The sequence below is a fragment of the Streptomyces sp. NPDC090108 genome (assembly GCF_044747185.1).
Classification (GTDB): domain Bacteria; phylum Actinomycetota; class Actinomycetes; order Streptomycetales; family Streptomycetaceae; genus Streptomyces.
Map to the genome: position 1 here is coordinate 122494 of NZ_JBIVDQ010000010.1, position 20771 is coordinate 143264.

Annotated in this window: 17 protein-coding genes; 9 read left to right on the forward strand and 8 right to left on the reverse strand. The window is 72.7% G+C overall.

Features of this window, described 5'->3' with window-relative positions:
- The first annotated feature begins 45 nt into the window (after positions 1 to 45).
- The 3 genes from nth to ACIPRD_RS30390 all read left to right on the forward strand — a co-directional run bounded on the left by nth (position 46) and on the right by ACIPRD_RS30390 (position 3067).
- Positions 46 to 984 (forward strand): endonuclease III, encoded by a 939-nt coding sequence (nth, locus tag ACIPRD_RS30380; protein WP_401567815.1) that lies wholly within the window; start codon positions 46 to 48, stop codon positions 982 to 984.
- 52 nt (positions 985 to 1036) lie between these two features.
- A complete protein-coding gene (locus tag ACIPRD_RS30385; protein WP_356407544.1) occupies positions 1037 to 1750 on the forward strand; it encodes a CoA pyrophosphatase in 714 nt (237 codons plus the stop codon).
- Positions 1751 to 1867: 117 nt separating this feature from the next.
- Positions 1868 to 3067, forward strand: a complete 1200-nt coding sequence (locus ACIPRD_RS30390) for a MarP family serine protease (protein ID WP_356407547.1) — start codon at positions 1868 to 1870, stop codon at positions 3065 to 3067.
- A gap of 126 nt (positions 3068 to 3193) precedes the next feature.
- Here ACIPRD_RS30390 and ACIPRD_RS30395 read toward each other — a convergent pair whose 3' ends face one another.
- From ACIPRD_RS30395 to ACIPRD_RS30420, 6 genes are all read right to left on the reverse strand, one after another.
- Positions 3194 to 3373 (reverse strand): hypothetical protein, encoded by a 180-nt coding sequence (locus ACIPRD_RS30395; RefSeq protein WP_356407550.1) that lies wholly within the window; start codon positions 3371 to 3373, stop codon positions 3194 to 3196.
- A gap of 129 nt (positions 3374 to 3502) precedes the next feature.
- Complete coding sequence (locus ACIPRD_RS30400; protein ID WP_401567675.1) at positions 3503 to 4438, reverse strand: alpha/beta fold hydrolase; 936 nt, start codon at positions 4436 to 4438, stop codon at positions 3503 to 3505.
- On the reverse strand, positions 4435 to 4917 hold the full coding sequence (locus ACIPRD_RS30405; RefSeq protein WP_356407557.1) for a phage holin family protein: 483 nt from the start codon (positions 4915 to 4917) through the stop codon (positions 4435 to 4437). The genes ACIPRD_RS30400 and ACIPRD_RS30405 overlap by 4 nt, the downstream gene beginning before the upstream one ends.
- A 53-nt stretch (positions 4918 to 4970) precedes the next feature.
- The gene (gene nhaA, locus ACIPRD_RS30410) at positions 4971 to 6413 is read right to left on the reverse strand and encodes a Na+/H+ antiporter NhaA (RefSeq protein ID WP_401567678.1); all 1443 of its coding nucleotides are present in this window, start codon (positions 6411 to 6413) and stop codon (positions 4971 to 4973) included.
- Between the two features lie 287 nt (positions 6414 to 6700).
- A complete protein-coding gene (acs, locus tag ACIPRD_RS30415; protein WP_356407563.1) occupies positions 6701 to 8656 on the reverse strand; it encodes an acetate--CoA ligase in 1956 nt (651 codons plus the stop codon).
- 139 nt (positions 8657 to 8795) lie between these two features.
- The gene (locus ACIPRD_RS30420) at positions 8796 to 11468 is read right to left on the reverse strand and encodes a SulP family inorganic anion transporter (protein ID WP_401567681.1); all 2673 of its coding nucleotides are present in this window, start codon (positions 11466 to 11468) and stop codon (positions 8796 to 8798) included.
- Positions 11469 to 11831: 363 nt separating this feature from the next.
- On the opposite strand from ACIPRD_RS30420, the gene ACIPRD_RS30425 reads away from it, so the two are divergent.
- The gene (locus ACIPRD_RS30425) at positions 11832 to 13097 is read left to right on the forward strand and encodes a hypothetical protein (RefSeq protein WP_356407569.1); all 1266 of its coding nucleotides are present in this window, start codon (positions 11832 to 11834) and stop codon (positions 13095 to 13097) included.
- Positions 13098 to 13111: 14 nt separating this feature from the next.
- Here ACIPRD_RS30425 and ACIPRD_RS30430 read toward each other — a convergent pair whose 3' ends face one another.
- Positions 13112 to 14092: an ATP-binding protein gene (locus tag ACIPRD_RS30430; RefSeq protein ID WP_356407572.1), complete on the reverse strand. Its 981-nt coding sequence runs from the start codon at positions 14090 to 14092 to the stop codon at positions 13112 to 13114.
- Between the two features lie 99 nt (positions 14093 to 14191).
- Here ACIPRD_RS30430 and ACIPRD_RS30435 point away from each other — a divergent pair, with 99 nt between their 5' ends.
- Positions 14192 to 15016, forward strand: coding sequence for an oxidoreductase (locus tag ACIPRD_RS30435; RefSeq protein WP_356407575.1), 825 nt, complete (start codon positions 14192 to 14194; stop codon positions 15014 to 15016).
- Positions 15017 to 15361: 345 nt separating this feature from the next.
- Here ACIPRD_RS30435 and ACIPRD_RS30440 read toward each other — a convergent pair whose 3' ends face one another.
- Positions 15362 to 16195: an HAD-IB family hydrolase gene (locus tag ACIPRD_RS30440; protein ID WP_356407578.1), complete on the reverse strand. Its 834-nt coding sequence runs from the start codon at positions 16193 to 16195 to the stop codon at positions 15362 to 15364.
- A 580-nt stretch (positions 16196 to 16775) separates the two neighbouring features.
- Between ACIPRD_RS30440 and ssd the strand changes: the two genes are divergently transcribed.
- From ssd to ACIPRD_RS30460, 4 genes are read left to right on the forward strand one after another with little or no spacing between them, the layout of a single operon-like run.
- Positions 16776 to 17882, forward strand: a complete 1107-nt coding sequence (gene ssd / locus ACIPRD_RS30445) for a septum site-determining protein Ssd (RefSeq protein ID WP_356407581.1) — start codon at positions 16776 to 16778, stop codon at positions 17880 to 17882.
- On the forward strand, positions 17879 to 19105 hold the full coding sequence (locus tag ACIPRD_RS30450) for a TadA family conjugal transfer-associated ATPase (RefSeq protein ID WP_356407584.1): 1227 nt from the start codon (positions 17879 to 17881) through the stop codon (positions 19103 to 19105). The genes ssd and ACIPRD_RS30450 overlap by 4 nt, the downstream gene beginning before the upstream one ends.
- Positions 19086 to 19958 (forward strand): type II secretion system F family protein, encoded by an 873-nt coding sequence (locus tag ACIPRD_RS30455; RefSeq protein WP_401567686.1) that lies wholly within the window; start codon positions 19086 to 19088, stop codon positions 19956 to 19958. Before ACIPRD_RS30450 ends, ACIPRD_RS30455 begins: the two co-directional genes overlap by 20 nt.
- Positions 19955 to 20737 carry a type II secretion system F family protein gene (locus ACIPRD_RS30460; protein ID WP_401567690.1) on the forward strand — a complete coding sequence of 261 codons (783 nt, stop codon included), beginning with the start codon at positions 19955 to 19957 and terminating at the stop codon, positions 20735 to 20737. The genes ACIPRD_RS30455 and ACIPRD_RS30460 overlap by 4 nt, the downstream gene beginning before the upstream one ends.
- Positions 20738 to 20771 lie beyond the last annotated feature (34 nt).

A 20771-nucleotide genomic window follows, 5' to 3' on the forward strand; every position in this document is an offset into this window, starting at 1 on the left:
GTGTCCAAATCGCCGGTGAGAGCACAGGCCACGGGGGCTGGGCGGGTGGTCGCACGCCGTGATTCCGCCGTGGGCGAACAGGAACTCGATGGAAGCGGTAAAAAGGTGAAACCGGCGAAAAACGCACCTGCTGGAAAGACGTCGGCACAGAACGCACCGGTCAGGGGCGCCGCCGCCGGGAAGAGCGCCGCGGGCAAGGGGAGCGTCGCCGGCGAGTCCCGTACCGCCCTGGTCCGCCGCGCCCGCCGGATCAATCGCGAACTCGCCGAGGTCTACCCCTACGCGCACCCCGAGCTGGACTTCGAGAACCCCTTCCAGCTCGTGGTCGCCACGGTGCTCTCCGCACAGACCACCGACCTGCGCGTCAACCAGACGACCCCCGCGCTCTTCGCCAGGTACCCCACGCCCGAGGACCTCGCCGCCGCCGACCCGGAGGCGGTCGAGGAGATCCTGCGCCCCTGCGGCTTCTTCCGGGCCAAGACCCGGTCGGTCATAGGGCTGTCCAAGGCCCTCGTGGAGGACTTCGGCGGCGAGGTCCCGGGGAGGCTGGAGGACCTGGTCAAGCTGCCCGGCGTCGGCCGCAAGACCGCCTTCGTCGTGCTCGGCAACGCCTTCGGGCGGCCCGGCATCACCGTGGACACCCACTTCCAGCGCCTCGTGCACCGCTGGAAGTGGACCGCGGAGACCGACCCCGGCAAGATCGAGACGGCCGTCGGCGAGCTGTTCCCGAAGAAGGACTGGACCGACCTGTCCCACCACGTGATCTGGCACGGCCGCCGCATCTGCCATGCCCGCAGGCCCGCCTGCGGCGCCTGCCCCATCGCGCCGCTCTGCCCGGCCTACGGTGAGGGCGAGACCGACCCGGAGAAGGCCCGGGCGCTCCTGAAGTACGAGAAGGGCGGATTCCCCGGCCAGCGCCTGAACCCTCCGCAGTCCTATCTCGACGCGGGCGGCAGGGCGGCTCCGCCGCTGGGGGCCGGATGACGGAACGATCCGGGCGCCCCGGGGCGTCGGACACGGTAGGACGGGGGTGGCGATGACGTACACGCACGGCACGCGCGGTGAGTGCGGTCCGCAGGGTGAGCCGGTGACGCTGAGCCGGGACGGGCTGCCGGAGTGGCTGGAGCCCGTGGCGCGCGCGGCGGAGACGGTCGAGCCGACCCAGCTCAGCCGCTTCCTGCCGCCGGCCAACGGCTCGGGCCGGCAGTCGGCGGTGCTGATCCTCTTCGGCGAGGGCGAGCGCGGCCCCGAGCTGCTGCTCATGGAGCGGGCGGGCTCCCTGCGCTCGCACGCGGGGCAGCCCTCCTTCCCGGGCGGCGCCCTCGACCCCGTGGACGGCGACCCGCGCGGTGACGGTCCGCTCAGGGCCGCGCTGCGCGAGGCGGAGGAGGAGACCGGCCTGGACCCGGCCGGTGTCCAGCTCTTCGGCGTGCTGCCCGCCCTCTACATCCCGGTCAGCGAGTTCGTGGTCACGCCCGTGCTCGGCTGGTGGCGCAAGCCCAGCCCGGTCGGTGTCGTCGACCCGAACGAGACCGCCCGCGTGTTCACCGTCCCCGTGGCGGATCTCACGGACCCCGCCCACCGGGCCACCACCGTGCACCCCAGTGGTCACCGGGGACCGGCATTCCTGGTCGAATCGGCCCTGGTGTGGGGCTTCACCGCCGGAGTCATCGACCGTCTGCTGCACTTCGCGGGCTGGGAGCGGCCCTGGAACCGGGACAAGCAGGTCCCGCTCGACTGGCGGTCATGACAAGGTGTCGTCCGTGCTGTGTCATCCCGGGGGCCGCGAGCTCAGCGGCTTCGCCGCCGGCCCCCGGACCCGGGGTCCGGCCACCGGGACCGGAGTGGATAGGCGAGGCCTGAAGCGTTGAACGTGCTGGACATCCTGTTGCTGGTCGCGGCGGTGTGGTTCGCGGTCGTCGGCTACCGCCAGGGTTTCGTCGTCGGCATCCTCTCCGTACTGGGGTTCCTCGGCGGCGGTCTGGTGGCCGTCTACGCGCTGCCGGTCATCTGGGACGCCGTGACCGGCCACTCGGAGGTCGGCACCACCGCGGCCGTCGTCGCCGTGGTCGTCGTCATCGTCTGCGCCTCCGTCGGCCAGGCGCTGACCACCCAGCTCGGCAACAGACTGCGCCGCCACATCACCCGCTCCCCGGCCCGCGCCCTCGACGCCACCGGCGGTGCCCTGGTCAACGTCGTCGCGATGCTCCTCGTCGCGTGGCTGATCGGCTCCGCGCTCGCGCGCACCACCCTGCCGACGCTGGGCAAGGAGGTCCGCAGCTCCAAGGTGCTGCTGGCCGTCTCCGAGACGCTGCCCCGGGAGTCCGACACCTGGTTCAAGGACTTCACCTCGGTCCTCGCGCAGAACGGCTTCCCGCAGGTCTTCAGCCCGTTCTCCGACGAGCCGATCAAGGAGGTCCAGCCGCCCGACCAGTCGCTCGCGACCGGTCCGGTCGCCGCGGGCGCCCGGCGCTCCATCGTCAAGGTCACCGGCACCGCGCAGAGCTGCGGCAAGGTCCTGGAGGGCACCGGCTTCGTCTTCGGCGACGGCCGTGTGATGACCAACGCGCACGTCGTGGGCGGCGTGGACGCGCCCGGCGTCCAGATAGGCGGCGTGGGCCGCAAGTACCCCGCGCGGGTCGTCCTCTACGACTGGCGGCGCGACATCGCCGTGCTCGACGTGCCCGGCCTGGTCGCGCAGCCGCTGCGGTTCGCCTCGCGCGACGCGGACGGCGGGGACGGCGCGATCGTCGCCGGCTTCCCCGAGAACGGCTCGTACGACATCCGTCCCGCGCGCGTGCGCGGGCGCATCACGGCCAAGGGCCCGGACATCTACCACCGCGGCACGGTCAGCCGCGACGTCTACTCGCTCTACGCGACCGTCCGTCAGGGCAACTCCGGCGGACCGCTGCTGACGCCCGACGGCCGTGTGTACGGCGTGGTGTTCGCCAAGTCCCTCGACGACGCCGACACGGGCTACGCCCTCACCGCCGACGAGATCCGCCGCGACATCGACCAGGGACGCACCGCGGACCGGCAGGTGGGTACGGACAGCTGCGCCCTGTGAGCCCGGTGGTGGCCCCGGAGCGACTCGGGCGGTCGGCCTTCGGCGCGGGCCGTGCCGGCCGTGACGCCCCCTGACGGGATCCCGAAACGACCCCCGGCCCCGCCCGGCCCCCCTGCGCGCCGCGGCTCAGCCGCGGGTGTGGCGCAGACGTATCGAGACCCAGCGGGCCCGGCGGCGCAGGATGTAGGAGATTCCCACCCGCGGATCCGTCTCCGCCAGCGCCGGCGATCCGCGCCGGGCAGAGCCCGGGGAGGCGGTGGAGCGGCGGTTGCGGGGTGCGTCACTGTAGTCGTGCGTCCAGCCCATACCCCGACGTGTGCCCCTGCCCCAAGGTCCATAACCGCCCCCGCGGCCCCCAATTGGCCTATGCGGCAGGCATGTGGCTGTTCGAGGGACAAGTGTTCAGGAACCGCATCACTCCACGCGTCCGCGCGGTCACCGGTCCGGCTCGGGGTCCTTCAGCCAGTTGACCAGCTCGGTGGAGAACGCCACCGGGTCCTCCTCGTGGGGGTAGTGGCCGAGACCGTCGAACAGCCGCCAGCGGTAGGGGGCCTCGACGTACTCGCCCGAACCGGCAGCGCTGCGCGTACGGGTGACCGGGTCCAGGGAACCGTGCAGGTGCAGCGTGGGCACCCGGACCGGCCGCTTCATCCTGCGGTTGAACTGGATGCCGTCCGGGCGGGCCAGCGAGCGCACCAGCCAGCGGTACGGCTCGATGGAGCAGTGCGCGGTGGACGGGATGCACATGGCCCGCCGGTACGCCTCCACCGCCTCGTCCTCGGGCAGCCGGGGCCCGGACCACTCCCGGATCAGCCGGCCCACCAGCGCGCCGTCGTCGGCGGTCAGCTGCCGCTCGGGGATCCACGGCCGCTGGAAACCCCAGATGTAGGAGTTCGCGGCCGTCTGCCGGGCGTCGCGCAGCATCGCCGCGCGCCAGCGCCGCGGGTGCGGCATCGACACCACCGCGAGCCGCCGCACCAGCTTGGGCCGCATCGCCGCCGCCGTCCACGCCAGATAGCCGCCCAGGTCGTGGCCGACGAGCGCCGCGTCGGGCTCGCCGAGCGAGCGGATCACCCCGGTGACGTCCAGGGCGAGGTTGGCCGGGTCGTAGCCGCGCGGGGTGCGGTCGCTGCCGCCGACGCCGCGCAGGTCCATGGCCACGGCCCGGTAGCCCGCCTCGGCGAGCGCGGACAGCTGGTGCCGCCATGTCCACCAGAACTGCGGGAAGCCGTGGAGCAGCAGCACCAGGGGGCCGTCGCCGAGTTCGGCGATGTGGAAGCGCGCGCCGTTGGCGGCGACGTCCCGGTGCGTCACCTTCTCCCCGGAGGGGATGTCGATCCGTACGGCCGGCGCCGCCGCGGGTTCCGTCATGACGACGAGCGCGCCACGGCCTTGCGCGCCCGGTCCTGCGGCAACTCCGGGCGGCGCGGGTGCGGCTTGGCGTTCTGCAGCACGTTCGCCGACTGCTTCACCGACGCCGCGACCTGCTGCGGGGCCTTGCTCTGCTTGGCCTTCTTGGCGAACACCAGACCGATGAGCCCGAGCACTCCGGCGACCAGGACGTTCGCGGCGAAGGACAGGACGAAGCAGATCGCCATGTTCCAGTGGCTCCAGGTACGGATGCCGTACGCCAGGGCGAAGTTGAGCATGGGCAGGGAGAACAGCAGGACCGCACCCGCGACCGAGAACGCCCCGCCGCTGACCGCGCCGCGCTTGACGTCCCGCTTCAGCTGGGCCTTCGCCAGCGCGATCTCGTCGTGCATCAGCGCCGACAACTCGGTCGTCGCCGATGCGACCAGCTGGCCGACGCTGCGTTCGGCGCCGACCGGGCTGCCGTCGCTTGCGCTCATCGCGTTCTCCCTCTGAGGTTTGGTGCCGTCTTGTTTTGTACCGTCTCGTCAGATCATGCCGGACGACCGCCCTCCTCGCCTGCCCCGCCCGGCACTTCCGCAAGCCCGTGGCGCGCCGCCGCGGCCTTCTCGGCGGCGAGGCGCCGGTGCTCGGCGGCCTTGTGCTCGTGGATGCGGGCCATGCGCAGGTGGTACTCGGGGTCGTCCTGCTCGTAGACGTCGGGTACGCCGTCCTCGTCCTCGTCGCGCTCCTCGTCCTCGCACAGACGGCGGTACTTCGCGTTTCGTACCTTCAGCAGCACGGTCGCACATACGGCGGAGATCAGCGATCCGGCGAGTACGGCCGCCTTCACCTCGCCGGTGAGCGCGGTGTTTCCGGCGAAGGCCAGCTCGCCGATGAGCAGCGAGACCGTGAAGCCGATCCCGGCCAGGGACGCCACCGCGAAGACATCGGCCCAGGCGAGGTCGTCGCTGAGCGAGGCGCGGGTGAAGCGCGCGGTCAGCCAGGCGCCCCCGAAGACCCCGGCCGTCTTGCCGACGACCAGCCCCAGGACGACCCCGAGCGTCTCCGGCTTCGTGAACACGTCCTGCAGCGCTCCGCCGGAGACCGACACCCCGGCGCTGAACAGGGCGAACAGCGGTACGGCGAGCCCGGCCGACAGCGGCCGCACCAGGTGCTCGACGCGCTCGCCGGGCGCGTGCTCCTCGCCCTCGCGGGTGGTGCAGCGCAGCATCAGACCCATGGCCACGCCCGCGATGGTCGCGTGCACGCCGCTGTTGTACATCAGCGCCCAGATCACGACCGCGAGCGGCACGTACACGTACCAGCCGCGTACGCCCCGGCGCAGCAGCACCCAGAAGACCACCAGCCCGGCGACGGCTCCGCCGAGGGCGGCGAAGTCGATCCGGTCGGTGAAGAAGACGGCGATGATCAGGATCGCGAAGAGGTCGTCGACGACCGCCAGGGTCAGCAGGAAGGCCCGCAGCGAACCGGGCAGCGAGGTGCCGATGACCGCGAGGACGGCGAGCGCGAAGGCGATGTCGGTGGCCGTGGGCACCGCCCAGCCCCGTGGGGAGCCGCCCCCGGAGAGCGCGGTGAGCGTGCAGACCAGCGCGGGTACGGCCATTCCGCACAGGGCGGCCACCACGGGCAGCGCGGCCGCCCTGGGGTCGCGCAGGTCCCCGGCGACCAGCTCGCGCTTGAGCTCGATCCCGGCGACGAAGAAGAAGACGGCGAGGAGGCCGTCGGATGCCCAGTGGGCGACGGAGAGGTGCAGGCCCAGCGTCCCGGGGCCGAAGGAGGCATGGCTGACGGCCGTGTAGCCGGCGTGCAGCGCGGGGATGTTGGCCCAGATCAGCGCGGCGACGGCGGCGAGGAGGAGCAGGACGCCGCCGACGGTCTCGGTGCGCAGCGCGTCCGTGACGGCGTTCCGCTCGGGCAGGGACAGGCGTCCCAGGACCTTGCGGGGGACGTTCGGGACGCGGGGCGCGGACACGGTGGAGACCTCCGGTGTCGGTGGCGGGCAGGGGTGCGTGCTTGCCGACCAGTCTTCCCGGCACACCTTTGGTGTCTGTGTCGTGTTGTGAGACGTTCTGTGCGGTGCCTCGGCGGGGTTGCGTCGGGGTCCTGTCGGGTCCCGTCCCACCGGGGGGCTTTGTTTAGTTTACCTAAGGTTGGTCCCGGTCGCATGGCCGGGCCGCGCGGCCGTGCGGCGGCCGCGCACGCCGGAGGCGCCCGGCGTTCTCACGCCGGGCGCCTCCGCCGTACGGTCCTGCCCGGGCTCTAGTCCTCGCTCGACGAGGCCGGGAGCTTGGTCTGGATGAGGTCCATGACCGTGGAGTCGGTCAGGGTGGTCACGTCCCCGAGCTGGCGGTTCTCGGCCACGTCCCGCAGCAGGCGGCGCATGATCTTGCCCGAGCGGGTCTTCGGCAGCTCCGCCACCGGCAGGATCCGCTTCGGCTTCGCGATCGGGCCGAGCGTGGCGCCGACGTGGTCACGCAGCTCGGCGACCAGCTTCTCGTCCTCCGAGGCGGTGCCGCGCAGGATGACGAAGGCGACGATGGCCTGGCCGGTCGTCTCGTCGGTGGCGCCGACCACGGCCGCCTCGGCGACCGACGGGTGCGAGACGAGCGCCGACTCCACCTCGGTGGTCGAGATGTTGTGCCCGGACACGAGCATCACGTCGTCCACGCGGCCGAGGAGCCAGATGTCGCCGTCGTCGTCCTTCTTCGCGCCGTCGCCCGCGAAGTACCGGCCCTCGAAGCGCGACCAGTAGGTGTCGAGGAACCGCTGGTCGTCGCCCCAGATCGTGCGCAGCATCGACGGCCACGGCTCGGTGAGGACGAGGTAGCCGCCCCCGCCGTCGGGCACCTCGTTCGCCTCGTCGTCCACGACGGTCGCGCTGATGCCGGGCAGCGGGCGCTGCGCGGAACCGGGCTTGGCCTCGGTGACGCCCGGCAGCGGCGAGATCATCATCGCGCCGGTCTCGGTCTGCCACCAGGTGTCCACGACCGGCGTCAGATCGGCGCCGATGTGCTTGCGGTACCAGATCCAGGCCTCGGGGTTGATGGGCTCGCCCACCGAGCCGAGGAGCCGCAGTGAGGTCAGGTCGAACTGGGCGGGGATCTCGTCGCCCCACTTCATGAACGTCCGGATCGCCGTCGGTGCCGTGTAGAGGGTCGTGACCCGGTACTTCTCCACGATCTCCCAGAACCGGCCCTGGTGCGGGGTGTCCGGGGTGCCCTCGTACATCACCTGCGTCGCGCCGTTGGCCAGCGGTCCGTACACGATGTACGAGTGGCCGGTGACCCAGCCGACGTCGGCCGTGCACCAGTAGACGTCCGTCTCCGGCTTGAGGTCGAACACCGCCCAGTACGTGTAGGCCACCTGGGTGAGGTAGCCGCCGGAGGTGTGCAGGATGCCCTTCGGCTTACCCGTCGTCCCCGAGGTGTAGAGGATGAACAGCGGGTGCTCCGCCCCGAACGCCTCCGGGGTGTGCTCCGTGGACTGGCGGTCCACCAGTTCGTGCCACCACACGTCGCGCGCGGAGTCGAAGGCCACGTCCTGTCCGGTGCGGCGCACGACCAGCACGTGTTCCACGATGCCGGCCTTGCGCGCCGCCTCGTCCACGGCGGGCTTGAGGGCGGACGGCTTGCCGCGCCGGTAGCCGCCGTCGGCGGTGATGACGACCTTGGCGTCCGCGTCCTGGATGCGCGTGGCGAGCGCGTCGGCCGAGAAGCCGCCGAAGACGACCGAGTGCGCGGCGCCGATCCGGGCCGACGCCAGCATCGCGATCGCCGTCTCCGGGATCATCGGCATGTAGATCGCGATCCGGTCGCCCTTGCGGACACCCAGCTCCAGCAGGGCGTTCGCGGCCTTGGAGACCTCGTCCTTCAGCTCGGCGTAGGTGATCGAGCGGCTGTCGCCGGGTTCGCCCTCGAAGTGGATGGCGACCCGGTCGCCGTGACCGGCCTCGACATGCCGGTCCACGCAGTTGTACGCGACGTTCAGCTCGCCGTCCTGGAACCACTTCGCGAACGGAGGGTTCGACCAGTCCAGCGTCTCCGTCGGTTCCTTGGCCCAGGTCAGCCGGCGGGCCTGCTCGGCCCAGAAGCCGAGCCTGTCAGCCTTGGCCTGCTCGTACGCCTCTGCCGTGACGTTGGCGTTCGCGGCCAGGTCAGCCGGCGGCGCGAAGCGTCGCTCCTCCCTCAAGAGGTTGGCCAGGCTTTCGTTGCTCACGACATCTCCCTTTCCCAGGGTGTCCGTTGTGTCCCGGGCCACACCTCATCAGACCCGGGGGTCCGATGACAAGGGTCAGTCCAAAAATTGGTATAGACCTATGTGCGGTGAGGCCCTGACGACGCCCTGAGCTGGGCTCTCACACCGGACTGTGCGTTTCCTCCCCTTCCCGCACATCCTCGAACCTCACGTCCGTGAACACGCTGTCCGCGTCGCTCCCGTGACTGCCGCCGCCGGTCTCCGCCGCGTCGAGCAGATAGGCCTGCGCCTCGCCCACGTGGAAGTACATCCCGTGCAGTTCCAGCGTGCCGGCGGCCAGCGCCCGCGCGACGGGGGCGTGCGCCCGCAGATGCTCCAACTGCTGGACCACATTGGTCAGGCACAGCTGTTCCGCCGCGTCGGCCGGCGCCCGTCCGGCCAGCCGCGGCCGGGGCCGGCGGTCGTCGTCCATCCGCCGCAGGCTGGGCAGCCCGTGCCGCAGCCAGCGCCTGAGCGGGGTCACCGTGTCCGCGGGACCGGCGGTCAGCAGCGCCTGCATCGCTCCGCACCCGGAGTGCCCGCACACCGTCACGGACCGCACCCCGAGCACGTCCACCGCGTACTCGACGGCGGCCGCAACCGAGTCGTCCCCGTGCTCCTCGCCCGGCGGCGGCACCAGGTTGCCGACGTTGCGGACGACGAACAGGTCGCCCGGACCACTGGCGGTGATCATCGACGTGACGAGCCGCGAGTCCGCGCAGGTGAGGAACAGCTGCGAGGGCCGCTGCCCTTCCCTGGCCAGCCGGGCCAGCTCGTCCCGCACCAGCGGGGCGGTGTTCCGCTGGAACGAGCTGATGCCGCGGGCGAGTTCGCGAGGACCGCGCCCCCGGCCGGGTGCGGCGCCGTGAGTGACCCCGGGGGCGGAGGCGAGCGTGGAGGCGGTGGCGGTGGCGGTGGCGGAGGCGGAGGCGGTGGCGGTGGTGCGGCCGGGGTCGGCCGGGGTCCCTGCTCCGCCGGCAGTCGTGCCCCGGCCCTTCCCATGCCCGCCCGGGTCAGCGGGCGCACCCGGGCTCATGGCCGCACCCGGGTTCATGGCCGCACCCGGGCCCGCGGGCGCACCCGGGGCCGTGGGTGTTCCCGAAGTCGCGCCCACACCCCCACCCGTGCCCGAGTCCATGCCGGCGCCCGAACCCGCGCCCGTGTCCGCCGGGTCTCCCGGGACGCGGGACGGCAGCGCGCACTGGTGGTTCCGCCACGGCGTCCAGGGCCGGCACCGGCACACCGCCGAGGGGGCGGGGGCCGTACCGGTGCGGACGCCGCTGTACCGGCCCGTCAGCCGGGCGGTGCCGCCCCGCGCGGTGTGCGACTTCTGCCAGTCCTGGAGGGACTCGTACGCCGCGTGGTCCATGAACGACCCGTCCAGCTCCACGACGGCGTGCGTGCCCTGGGGGACGAGGTGCAGGGCTCTGCTGAGCCGGGGCACCGCGAGGAACGTCAGCTGGCCCTGTACGTGTACGTGATGGACCTCTCCCTCCTCGCTGTGCGTGATGCGGGTGCGGGTCAGGCGATGCAGGGCGACGGCGACCGCCATGGCGACCCCGAGGAACACGCCCTCAAGGACGCCGAGGAACACCACGCCGAGTGTGGTGGCGACGTACGCCAGTACTTCACGGTGGCGGGTCACCGTGCGGATGTGGTTCAGGGACACCATCTGGATGCCGACGGCCATCACCAGGGCGGCGAGCGAGGCGAGCGGGATCCGCTCCAGGAGCGGGACCATCAGCAGTGCGGCGGCTACTACGAGAACGCCGTGCAGCATCGTGGAGTTCCGGCTCACCGCACCGGAGTTCACGTTCGCCGTGCTCCGTACGGCGACGCCCGCGACCGGCAGCCCGCCGAGCGCCCCGGAGACGATGTTGGCGGCACCCTGCCCGAGCAGTTCGCGGTCGAGGTCCGAGCGGCCGACACGTGCCGGGGGTCCGGGGCGCGCGGCGATCAGCTTGTCGACGGCGACCGCGCCGAGCAGCGACTGCACGCTGCACACCAGCGTGGTGGTGAGCACGGCGGCGACGACGCCGAGCACCGGCCCCTCGGGCAGGCCGGCCAGGGCGTGGCTGCGCCAGGACGGCAGATCCACGCGGGGCAGGGTCAGCCCGGTGAGCGTGGCGGTGACGGTGGCCCCGGTGACCGCGACGAGGGCGGCCGGGACCTTGCGCAGCAGCCGTCCGGCGCGGCCGGGGATCCGCGGCCAGGCCAGCAGCAGCGTGAGGGTGAGCAGGCTCATCGACACGGCGGCCGGGTCGAGGCGGGCCAACTGGGCGGGCAGGGCGTGCAGGTTGGCGAGGACGGAGCTGTCGGGGCTGCCGCCGAGGACGATGTGCAGCTGGGCCACGGCGATGGTGACGCCGATGCCGGCGAGCATGCCGTGCACCACGGCCGGACTGACGGCGAGCGCTCCGCGGGCCACCCGCAGGCAGCCGAGGCCGAGTTGGGCGAGTCCGGCGAGGACCGTGATGCCGCAGGTCGCCTGCCAGCCGTAGCGGTGGATCAGATCGGCGGTGACCACGGTCAGGCCGGCGGCGGGCCCGCTGACCTGGAGCGGGCAGCCGCCGAGCCGTCCGGCGACGAGTCCGCCGACGGCGGCGGCGACCAGTCCGGCCTGGAGCGGGGCGCCGGTGGCCAGGGCGATGCCGAGGGAGAGCGGCAGGGCGATGAGGAAGACCGCGACGGACGCGGACAGGTCGGCGCTCTCGACGAGGAAGCGTCGGCGCCGGGCCGGCGGGCCGGCGGGGGGCGAGTGGGGCTGGGTGCGAGAAGGTGCGCAGGTTGGCATGTTCCCGTCTCCTCCGGGGCGGCGCGGTCGCGGACTGGCTGGGGTCCCGCACGGGGGCGGGGGTCGGTCGCGGCCGTGGGTCACGGCGTACAGCGGCGGGATGTCGACGCTCGGTAAACGAACCGTAATGCAGAGTAAAGTCTGGGCATAACTTTTCGGGGCAAATGGCTCACCCGATCCTCTTCTCGGGTGAAGCGGTCATTTCATCGGCTTGTCGTACTAATTCCTTCTCGGTCTCGTGCCACCTTGACGGCACTGTCGGTCAGAAGCCGACAGAAACCTACAGATCGGCAGAAAACACCCTCGTCAGCGTCCGTCTGAGAGTCGGCGTTCGCCTGAGAGAAGGAAGAAGGTGGGCGGAAGATGACCGCCACCCAGAGGATCGCCGTCGGCGTCGTGGCCGCCGCGGCCTGTGTCGCGCCGCTCGCCGGCTGCTCGACCGGCTCCAAGGGTTCGAAGGAGGGGCAGCCCGGCCCCCAGAACGGGGCGGCGGCCCCGCAGAGCGTGGTCCGTCTGATCGGCGACGGGTCCACCGCGTACACCGGCGGGCAGCCGCACCTGCCCAGGCCCGAGAAGCTCCGACCGGGTCAGAAGCCCCCGCAGTTCGTGGTGTTCTCCTGGGACGGCTCGGGAGAGGACAGCCAGAAGCTGTTCTCGCACTACCGCAAGGTCGCCAAGGAGAACAAGGCGAACATGACCTTCTTCCTCAGCGGTGTCTACATGCTGCCCGAGGAGAAGCGCGACCTCTACAAGCCGCCGCAGCACTCGCCCGGCCGTTCCGACATCGGCTTCAACGACGCGCAGGGCATCGCCGACACCGTCAAGCAGGTGCGGATGGCGTGGCTCGAGGGCAACGAGATCGGCACCCACTTCAACGGCCACTTCTGCGGTCCCGACGGCGGCGGCGGCGAGTGGTCGGTGGACGAGTGGAAGAGCGAGATCTCCCAGGCCAAGCAGTTCGTGAAGAGCTGGAAGACCAACACCGGGATGACGAAGTCGGCGCCGCTGCCCTTCGACTACGACAAGGAGCTGATCGGCGCCCGCACCCCCTGCCTGGAAGGGCAGAAGAACTTCATGAAGGCGGCGGCCCAGATGGGCTTCCGCTACGACTCCAGCGGGGTCGACGACCAGATCTGGCCCAAGAAGAAGAACGGCCTGTGGGACCTGTCGATGCAGTTGGTCCCCTTCCCGGGGCACAACTACGAACAGCTGACCATGGACTACAACTTCATGGTCAACCAGTCGGGCACCCAGACCCAGGGCGACCCCGACAAGTTCGACTACTGGGGCGACCAGATGCGCGACGGCCTGGTCCAGGGCTTCTACCGGGCCTACGACGGCAACCGCGCGCCGCTGATCATCGGCAACCACTTCGAGTCCTGGAACGGCGGCACGTACATGCGGGCCATCGACGAGGTGGTCAAGGACGTGTGCAACAAGCCCGAGGTGCGCTGCGTCTCCTTCCACCAACTCGCCGACTGGCTCGACGCGCAGGATCCGCAGACGCTGAAGCGACTGCGCACCCTGGAGGTGGGCCAGGCGCCCCGCCAGGGCTGGGCGTCCCTGCTGTCCGGCCGCCCGGCACCGGCGCCCAAGGGCGTGCCCGGGGCGCCGGCGGTCAGGCAGTAGCCGCGCGGTAGCCGTCAGACGGGGGCCGCCACGCCCTCGCCGAGCACGAAGCCGGGGTCGACCTGCGCCGCCAGGTCGGCCCCGGTGCGCTCGTTGCCCCACGACTGGGCGTTCTTCAGGTGGAAGTGCACCATCTGGCGCGTGTAGCGCTCCCAGTCGCGCAGCGCGTAGGTCGCGTCGGCCGCGTCCCTGAGGGCCCGCAGGGCGAGGACGTTGGACTCCTCCAGGAGGTCGAAGCGCGGCGGGTGCCCCTTCTCCATGGCGCGCACCCAGTCCGAGTGCCCCACCGTCACGAGCAGGTCGTCCCCGGTCTCCGCGCGCAGGAAGTCGATGTCGTCCTGCCCCTGGACCTTGTTGCCGACGACCTTCAGGGCGACGCCGAAGTCGCGGGCGTACTCCTTGTACTGGCGGTAGACGGAGACCCCCTTGCGGGTCGGCTCGGCAACGAGGAACGTCATGTCGAAACGGGTGAACATGCCGGAGGCGAAGGAGTCCGACCCGGCCGTCATGTCGACCACCACGTACTCGTCGGGGCCGTCGACGAGGTGGTTCAGGAACAGCTCCACCGCCCCGGTCTTGGAGTGGTAGCAGGCGACCCCGAGGTCGGACTCGGTGAAGTGCCCGGTGACCATCAGACGAACGGCGCCGCCGTCGAGTTCCACCGGCCGCGAGCAGGCGTCGTACACGGCGTTGGGTTCCCGCACCCGGACCAGACGGGAGCCCTCGCCGGGAGGGGTCGTCTTGATCATCGTGGCGGAGGAGGCGATGCGGGGGTTGTTGCCGCGCAGGTGGTCCTTGATCAGAGGGAGCCGGTCGCCCATGGCGGGGAGCGCGGCGGCTTCCTTCTCGTCGAGGCCGAGGGCCGGGCCGAGGTGCTGATTGATGTCCGCGTCGATGGCGACCACGGGTGCGCCGGCGGCCGCGAGATGGCGGATGAAGAGGGAGGAGAGCGTGGTCTTGCCGCTGCCGCCCTTTCCGACGAAAGCAATTTTCATGTTCACGAAGCGTAGCGGCGCGACAGCGGTGAGTTGCGGGAAGGTGAAGAAGACCACTCCTTCGTGGGGTGTGGCGGCGGGGTGCGTACTGTCGTCCTCATGAGTACGACAGGAGCGACCGCCGATCCGCTCGCGGCCCTGGGCACGCTGCCCGGTGTGGCCGAGTCCGTGGAGTCCATGCGCAAGGCCGTGGACCGGGTCTACGGCCACCGGGTCATGCGGCGCCGCAGCAACGCGATCACTTCCGAGGCCGCACTGCGCGGCGCCCGCGGCTCCGCCGCGCTGTCCGGTGCGGACTGGGCGCTGGAGGAGGTGCGGCGCCGCACCGACTTCAGCGTCGATCCCGAGGCGCGCGTCATGGGCGCGTCCCTCAGGCTGACCGCCGAGGCCGGACAGCTGCTGTCCATCTGGCGGCAGTCGCCCCTCAGAGTGCTGGCCCGGCTGCATCTGGTCGCCGCCGCGAGCGACGGGGACGAGGTGGGAAGGCCCCGGCGCGCGGGCGAGCGGGTCGAGGAGCCGCTGCTCGAACTGCCGCTGCCGGACTCCGCGGAGATGTCCGGCCGGCTCGACGGGCTGGCGGACCTGATCATCAAGGACAGTTCGGCGCCCGCGCTGGTGACGGCCGCCGTGGTGCACGGCGAGCTGCTCGCGCTGCGCCCCTTCACCTCGCACAACGGCCTGGTCGCGCGCGCGGCCGAGCGGATCGTCCTGATCGGCTGCGGACTGGACCCGAAGGCGGTCTGTCCGGCCGAGGTGGGTCATGCCGAGATCGGCCGCGCCTCCTACCTCGCCGCGCTCGACGGGTACCTGTCCGGCACCCCCGAGGGCATGGCGGCCTGGATCGCCCACTGCGGACGGGCGGTCGAGCTGGGGGCGCGTGAGTCGACGGCGGTCTGCGAGGCGCTCCAGCGCGGAGCGGCCTGACCCGGGAGCCCGGGGCGGGAGGGGCCTGAAAAGGGTTGCGGCGGTACGAGGGACTCGTACCGCCGCTGGCATGCCACTCGGGTTACCAAGCGTCCTCGATATATCGCCCATCAGGTCGGGTGCTTTGCCCGTCACCTGGTGCGGCAGGCCCGTAATCGACGGTCCGACGTCGCGTGGGTGCCCTGTGGTTCATGCGGGGTCCGTGGGGCCAAGTGCGTAGTGTCAGGGGATCCTCTCGGATGTCCTTTGGTCTCGCGGGCCTGATTCCTTTGTACTGCACGCGCGGAACAAGCGGAACCCCTGCCCTCAGTTCTTTACTTTTGCCTTCAAACGCAGGCGAAACGGTCAGGCGGTCGCGTTGCGGCGCCGGCTGGCGTACCAGACGAGTCCGGCGGTCGCGGCGGCCGCTCCTATCGCCGCCGCCGCGACGAGCGCGGGCCGCGGCGGCACCGAGAGCGCGGGCAGCCGCTGCTTGAGCCGGACCGGCCGGCGGAACTCCAGGACCGGCCAGCCGCGTGCGACGGCCTCACGGCGCAGCGCGCGGTCGGGGTTCACGGCGTGCGGGTGCCCGACCGTCTGGAGCATCGGCAGGTCGGTCACCGAATCGCTGTAGGCGTAGCTGCGGTCGAGGTCGTAGCCCTCGGAGGCGGCCAGTTCCCGTACCGCCTCGGCCTTGGTCGGCCCGTAGGCGTAGTACTCCACCTCGCCGGTGAAGCAGCCGTCCTCGCCGACGACCATGCGCGTGGCCACCACCCGGTCCGCGCCGAGCAGCTCGCCGACCGGCTCGACCACCTCGGCGCCCGAGGTGGAGACGATCACCACGTCCCGGCCGGCCGCGTGGTGCCCCTCGATGAGGGAGGCGGCCTCGTCGTAGATGATCGGGTCGATCAGTTCGTGCAGGGTCTCGGCGACGATCTCCTTCACCTGACGCACGTTCCACCCGCGGCACATGGCGGACAGATACTCGCGCATGCGCTCCATCTGATCGTGGTCCATGCCGCCGATCAGGAAGACGAACTGGGCGTACGCGGTACGCAGTGCGGCCCTGCGGTTGATCAGTCCGCCTTGGTAGAAGGACTTGCTGAAGGTGAGTGTGCTCGACTTCGCAATGACCGTCTTGTCCAGATCGAAGAAGGCGGCCGCGCGGGGCAAGGAGTGGTTTTCCACGCCCCCGAGCATAGGCGCCCACCATTCGGCGTAAGGTGGGGCGCGTGGGTTTGCCTGAGAAGGCTCTCGGGTACACCATGGAAGTCACGGATCGTTCGCGACCGTGCTAACCCGGCCCGACTCCTCCCCCCCCGAGTCGGCCGTGGGGACGACCCCCGCTCTCCCCCCCGGCGGGGGTCGTCGCATGTCCGGATGCGTTTTCCTCCCCCTTCGCCTGGTCCTGGGACCGGCTTCGAGCGGCTGTGGCCGCCGTTTCGTCATGCCCATGATTGATTACCGAACGTAATCAACGGGCTGCTCTGTGGAAGTCGTACACCGTCGCGACATAGGTCACCGGTTCGGGTGATGGCGATATTCACAACGGCTGAGTTGTCCACAGTTTTTGACCAAGATCCACACGATTTCCGGGATCGCTGCACCGTGATTCCAGCGCGCTCCGGTCATGGCGAGTTCATGCCGGTTGCGATTGCCGGGCGCGCCCGGCCGGTTCTCGCCGGCCGTTCAAATGGAGGCCGGTTCCCGGCTCTTCACATCGGTGGAATCGCGCGGCGCCAGAGCCCGCGCGGAAGAGGCAGCGAAGGGGGAAGCACACATGACCGGAACCGTCACCCACGACCCGTCACCAGCCGCCGGAGGGCGGCCCGGACGGCCCCTCATCGTCACCGAGGACGCCCGGCTCCTCGACGATCTCCTGCGGCTGTGCGCGGCGGCGGGCGCCACACCCGAGGTCCGCCACGGCGTACCGGAACGCGGCGGGGGCTGGGAGACGGCCCCGCTCGTCCTGGTCGGCGACGACGCGGCCCGCCGGGTGCGAGGGGCCGCGCGCCGGCCCGGGGTGGTCCTCGTCGGCCGCGACCAGGACGACTCGGAGGTGTGGAAACGGGCGGTGCGGATCGGCGCGGACCACGTCCTGATGCTGCCGGACGGCGAGCAGTGGCTGGTCGACCGCATCGCCGACGTCGCCGAGGGCGTCGGCCGTCCCGCCCTCACCGTCGGGGTCATCGGGGGCCGCGGCGGGGCGGGCGCGTCCACACTCGCCTGCGCGCTCGCCGTCACCTCCGCGCGTGAGGGGCTGCGCACCCTGCTCGTGGACGCCGATCCGCTGGGCGGCGGACTCGACGTACTGCTCGGCGGCGAGAGCGCCGAAGGGCTGCGCTGGCCCGCCTTCGCCGCCTCGCGCGGCCGTGTCGGCGGCGGCGCGCTGGAGGAGTCGCTGCCCGAACTGCACGCCCTGCGCGTGCTCAGCTGGGACCGCGGCGACTGCGTCGCCGTCCCGCCACAGGCCGTGCGCGCGGTGCTCGCCGCCGGCCGGCGACGCGGCGGCACGGTCGTCGTCGACCTCCCGCGCCGGCTGGACGAGGGAGTCGCCGAGGCCCTCGCCCAGCTCGATCTCGCCCTGCTCGTCGTGCCGGCCGAACTGCGCGCGGTGGCGGCGGCCGGCCGGGTGGCCGCCGCCGTCGGCATGGTCGTACGGGACCTGCGGGTGGCGGTGCGCGGCCCGTACGCCCCCGGTTTCGACGAACGGGAGGTGGCCCGTCTGCTCGGCCTGCCCCTGGCCGGCGAGGTGCCCGTCGAACCGGCGCTGCTGCGTCCGCGCGGTACCGCGAAACCACCCGGCGCGAGCGGACGCGGGCCCCTCGCCCGGTTCTGCGCCGCCTTCTGGGAGCAGGCACTCGTCGACGCGGGAGGCACGCGATGACGCTCCCCGGATTCGACCGTGCGGACGGGGCGGCCCTCCTCGACGGCGTCCGCCGCCGGCTGGCCGAGAGCGGCGGCGAACCCACACCCGCGCGCGTGGCACAGGCCCTGCGCGAACAGGGCCGCGTACTGGGCGACGCCGAAGTGCTCGGCGCCGCCGAACGGCTCCGCTCCGAACTCGTTGGCACCGGCCCGCTGGAACCCCTGCTCGCCGACCCGGACGTCACCGACGTCCTGGTCTCCGCCCCCGACCGGGTGTGGGTGGACCGCGGCGGCGGCCTGGAGACGACCCCGGTGGTCTTCCCCGACGCCGCGGCCGTACGACGGCTCGCGCAGCGCCTGGCCGCCGTGGCCGGACGCCGACTGGACGACGCGCGGCCCTGGGCGGACGCCCGGCTGCCCGACGGCACCCGGCTGCACGCGGTACTGCCCCCGGTGGCCGTCGGCTGCACCTGCCTGTCCCTGCGCGTGGTGCGGCACCGCGCGTTCACCCTCGACGAGCTGGTCGCGGCGGGCACCGTGCCGCCCGGCGGCGACCGGATCCTGCGGGCGCTGGTGACGGCCCGCCTGTCCTTCCTCGTCAGCGGCGGCACCGGAACCGGCAAGACGACCCTGCTGAGCGCCCTGCTCGGCCTCGCCGGACCGGGCGAACGGATCGTGCTCGCCGAGGACTCAGCCGAGCTGAGGCCCGAACACCCGCACGTCGTACGGCTGGAGACCAGACCGGCGAACCAGGAGGGCGCCGGCCTGGTCACCCTGGAGGACCTCGTCCGGCAGGCCCTGCGGATGCGGCCGGACCGCCTGGTCGTCGGGGAGGTGCGCGGCCCCGAGGTGGTGCATCTGCTGGCCGCCCTGAACACGGGACACGAAGGCGGCTGCGGGACCGTGCACGCCAGTACCGCCGACCGCGTCCCGGCCCGCCTCGAAGCGCTGGGCACGGCCGCCGGGCTGGACCGGGCCGCGCTGCACAGCCAGGTGGCGGCCGCCCTGTCGGTGGTCCTCCACCTCGTGCGGGACCGGTCCGGACGGCGGCGGATCGCCGAGGCGCACGTGCTGGAGCGGGACGGGACGGGGCTGGTCCGGACCGTGCCGGCGCTGCGGTGGGGCGAGCACGCCTTCGTCCGCGGACCCGGCTGGGAGCGGTTGCGGGACCTGCTGGGCGACGCGTTCGAGGACGACGGAAGCGGCGGAGGGGGTGAGGGAGGTGGACGGCGTCACGGCTGAGGCGACATGGATCTCCGTCGCGGTGTGCCTCGGGGCAGGGGCCCTGCTGCTGGGCGGGCGGCGCGGCGGAGTCCGCCGGGCGCGGCTGCTGCTCGCGGGCGGTGGCGCGGTGGCGGCGGGGCCGCCGTCCTGGGAGTGGGCCCTCGGCGAACTGCGCGGGTTGCGCGCCCGGTGGGGAACCGAGTGGTGGCTGCCCGTGGCCGGGCTGCTGATCGGGCTGCTGGGTTCCTCGGTGATCCCGGTCCTGGCCGGAGCGGCCGGGATTCCGGTGGCCCGCCGGATGCGGCTGGCCCGCCGGGACAGGGCCGCGCGGGAGAGCAGGGCGGACGCGGTGATCGCCCTGTGCGGGGCACTGGCCGGGGAGGTGCGGGCGGGGCGGCAGCCCGGTGAGGCGCTGCTGCGGGCCGTCCGCGACTTCGACGGTCCGGGCGAGGTGCGGGCGGCCGTGGTCGCCGCGGCCCGGTTCGGCGGAGATGTGCCGGGAGCGCTCGTCGCGGCCGCGCGGCAGCCGGGCGCCGAGGGACTGCTGGGGCTCGCCGCGTGCTGGCGGGTGGCTGTGGACCAGGGTGCCGGGCTGGCCGACGGCCTCGACCGGCTGGACGGCGCCCTGCGCGCCGAGCGCGACCAACGCGCGGATCTGCGGGCCCAGTTGTCCGGGGCGCGGGCCACGGCCCTGCTGCTCGCCGTCCTTCCGGCCCTCGGGCTCCTCCTCGGCTCGGCCATGGGCGCCGACCCGCTGCGGGTGCTGCTGCACACCGGAGCGGGCCTGGGCTGCCTGGCGGCCGGAGCGGTGTTCGAGGCGGCCGGGGTGTGGTGGGCGGCGCGGATCGTGCGCGGAGCGGAGGCGACATGAACGCGGAAACCACGCACAGGCTGGGGGTCGTGCTCGCCGCGCTGTCGGTGGTGGGCTGGGCTGCCTGGCGGCTGGAGACGGCGCGGCGGCGGCGCCACGCACGGCGCCAGGTGGCCCGGATGCTGGCCCTGCACGGCCTCCCGTGCCGGCCGTACCGCGAGGCCGCGGGCATCGCCCGGCGCTGGCTGGCACCGGCCGGGGCGGCCTGCGGGACGTGGGTGCTGATCGGCGGGGCCGTCGGCGCGCTGGCGGGCATCGGTGCCGCCGTGGGGCTGTGGTGGTGGCGGCGCCGGGCGGCGGAGGGCACCGCGCGGGAGGACGGTACCGAAGCGGCCGTCCGTCAACTCCCGCTCGCCGCAGAGCTGCTGGCCGCCTGCGTGGCGGCCGGGGCCGGCCCGGTCGTCGCCGCGCAGGCCGTCGGGGAGGCGCTCGGCGGGCCCGTGGGGGACGCGCTGGCCTGGGGTGCGGCGGAGCTGCGGCTGGGCGGTGAACCGGACGTGGCCTGGGGCCGGTTGACCCTCCTGCCCGGGGCGGCCCCGCTGGCGCGGCTGCTGGAGCGGGCGGACCGGTCCGGGCTCCCCGCCGCCGGGCCGGCCGCCCGGCTCGCCTCGGACGCACGCGCCGAGCGCGCCAGGGCCGCCACGGTCCGGGCACGCCGGGCGGCCGTGCTGGTCTCCGCGCCGGTGGGGCTCTGCTTCCTGCCCGCGTTCATCGCGCTCGGCGTGCTGCCCGTGGTCATCGGACTCGCGGGAGGAGTGCTGGGAGGAGGCGGGGACTGACCGGGCCGCCGGCGGAGGGGACGAAGAGGGCCGG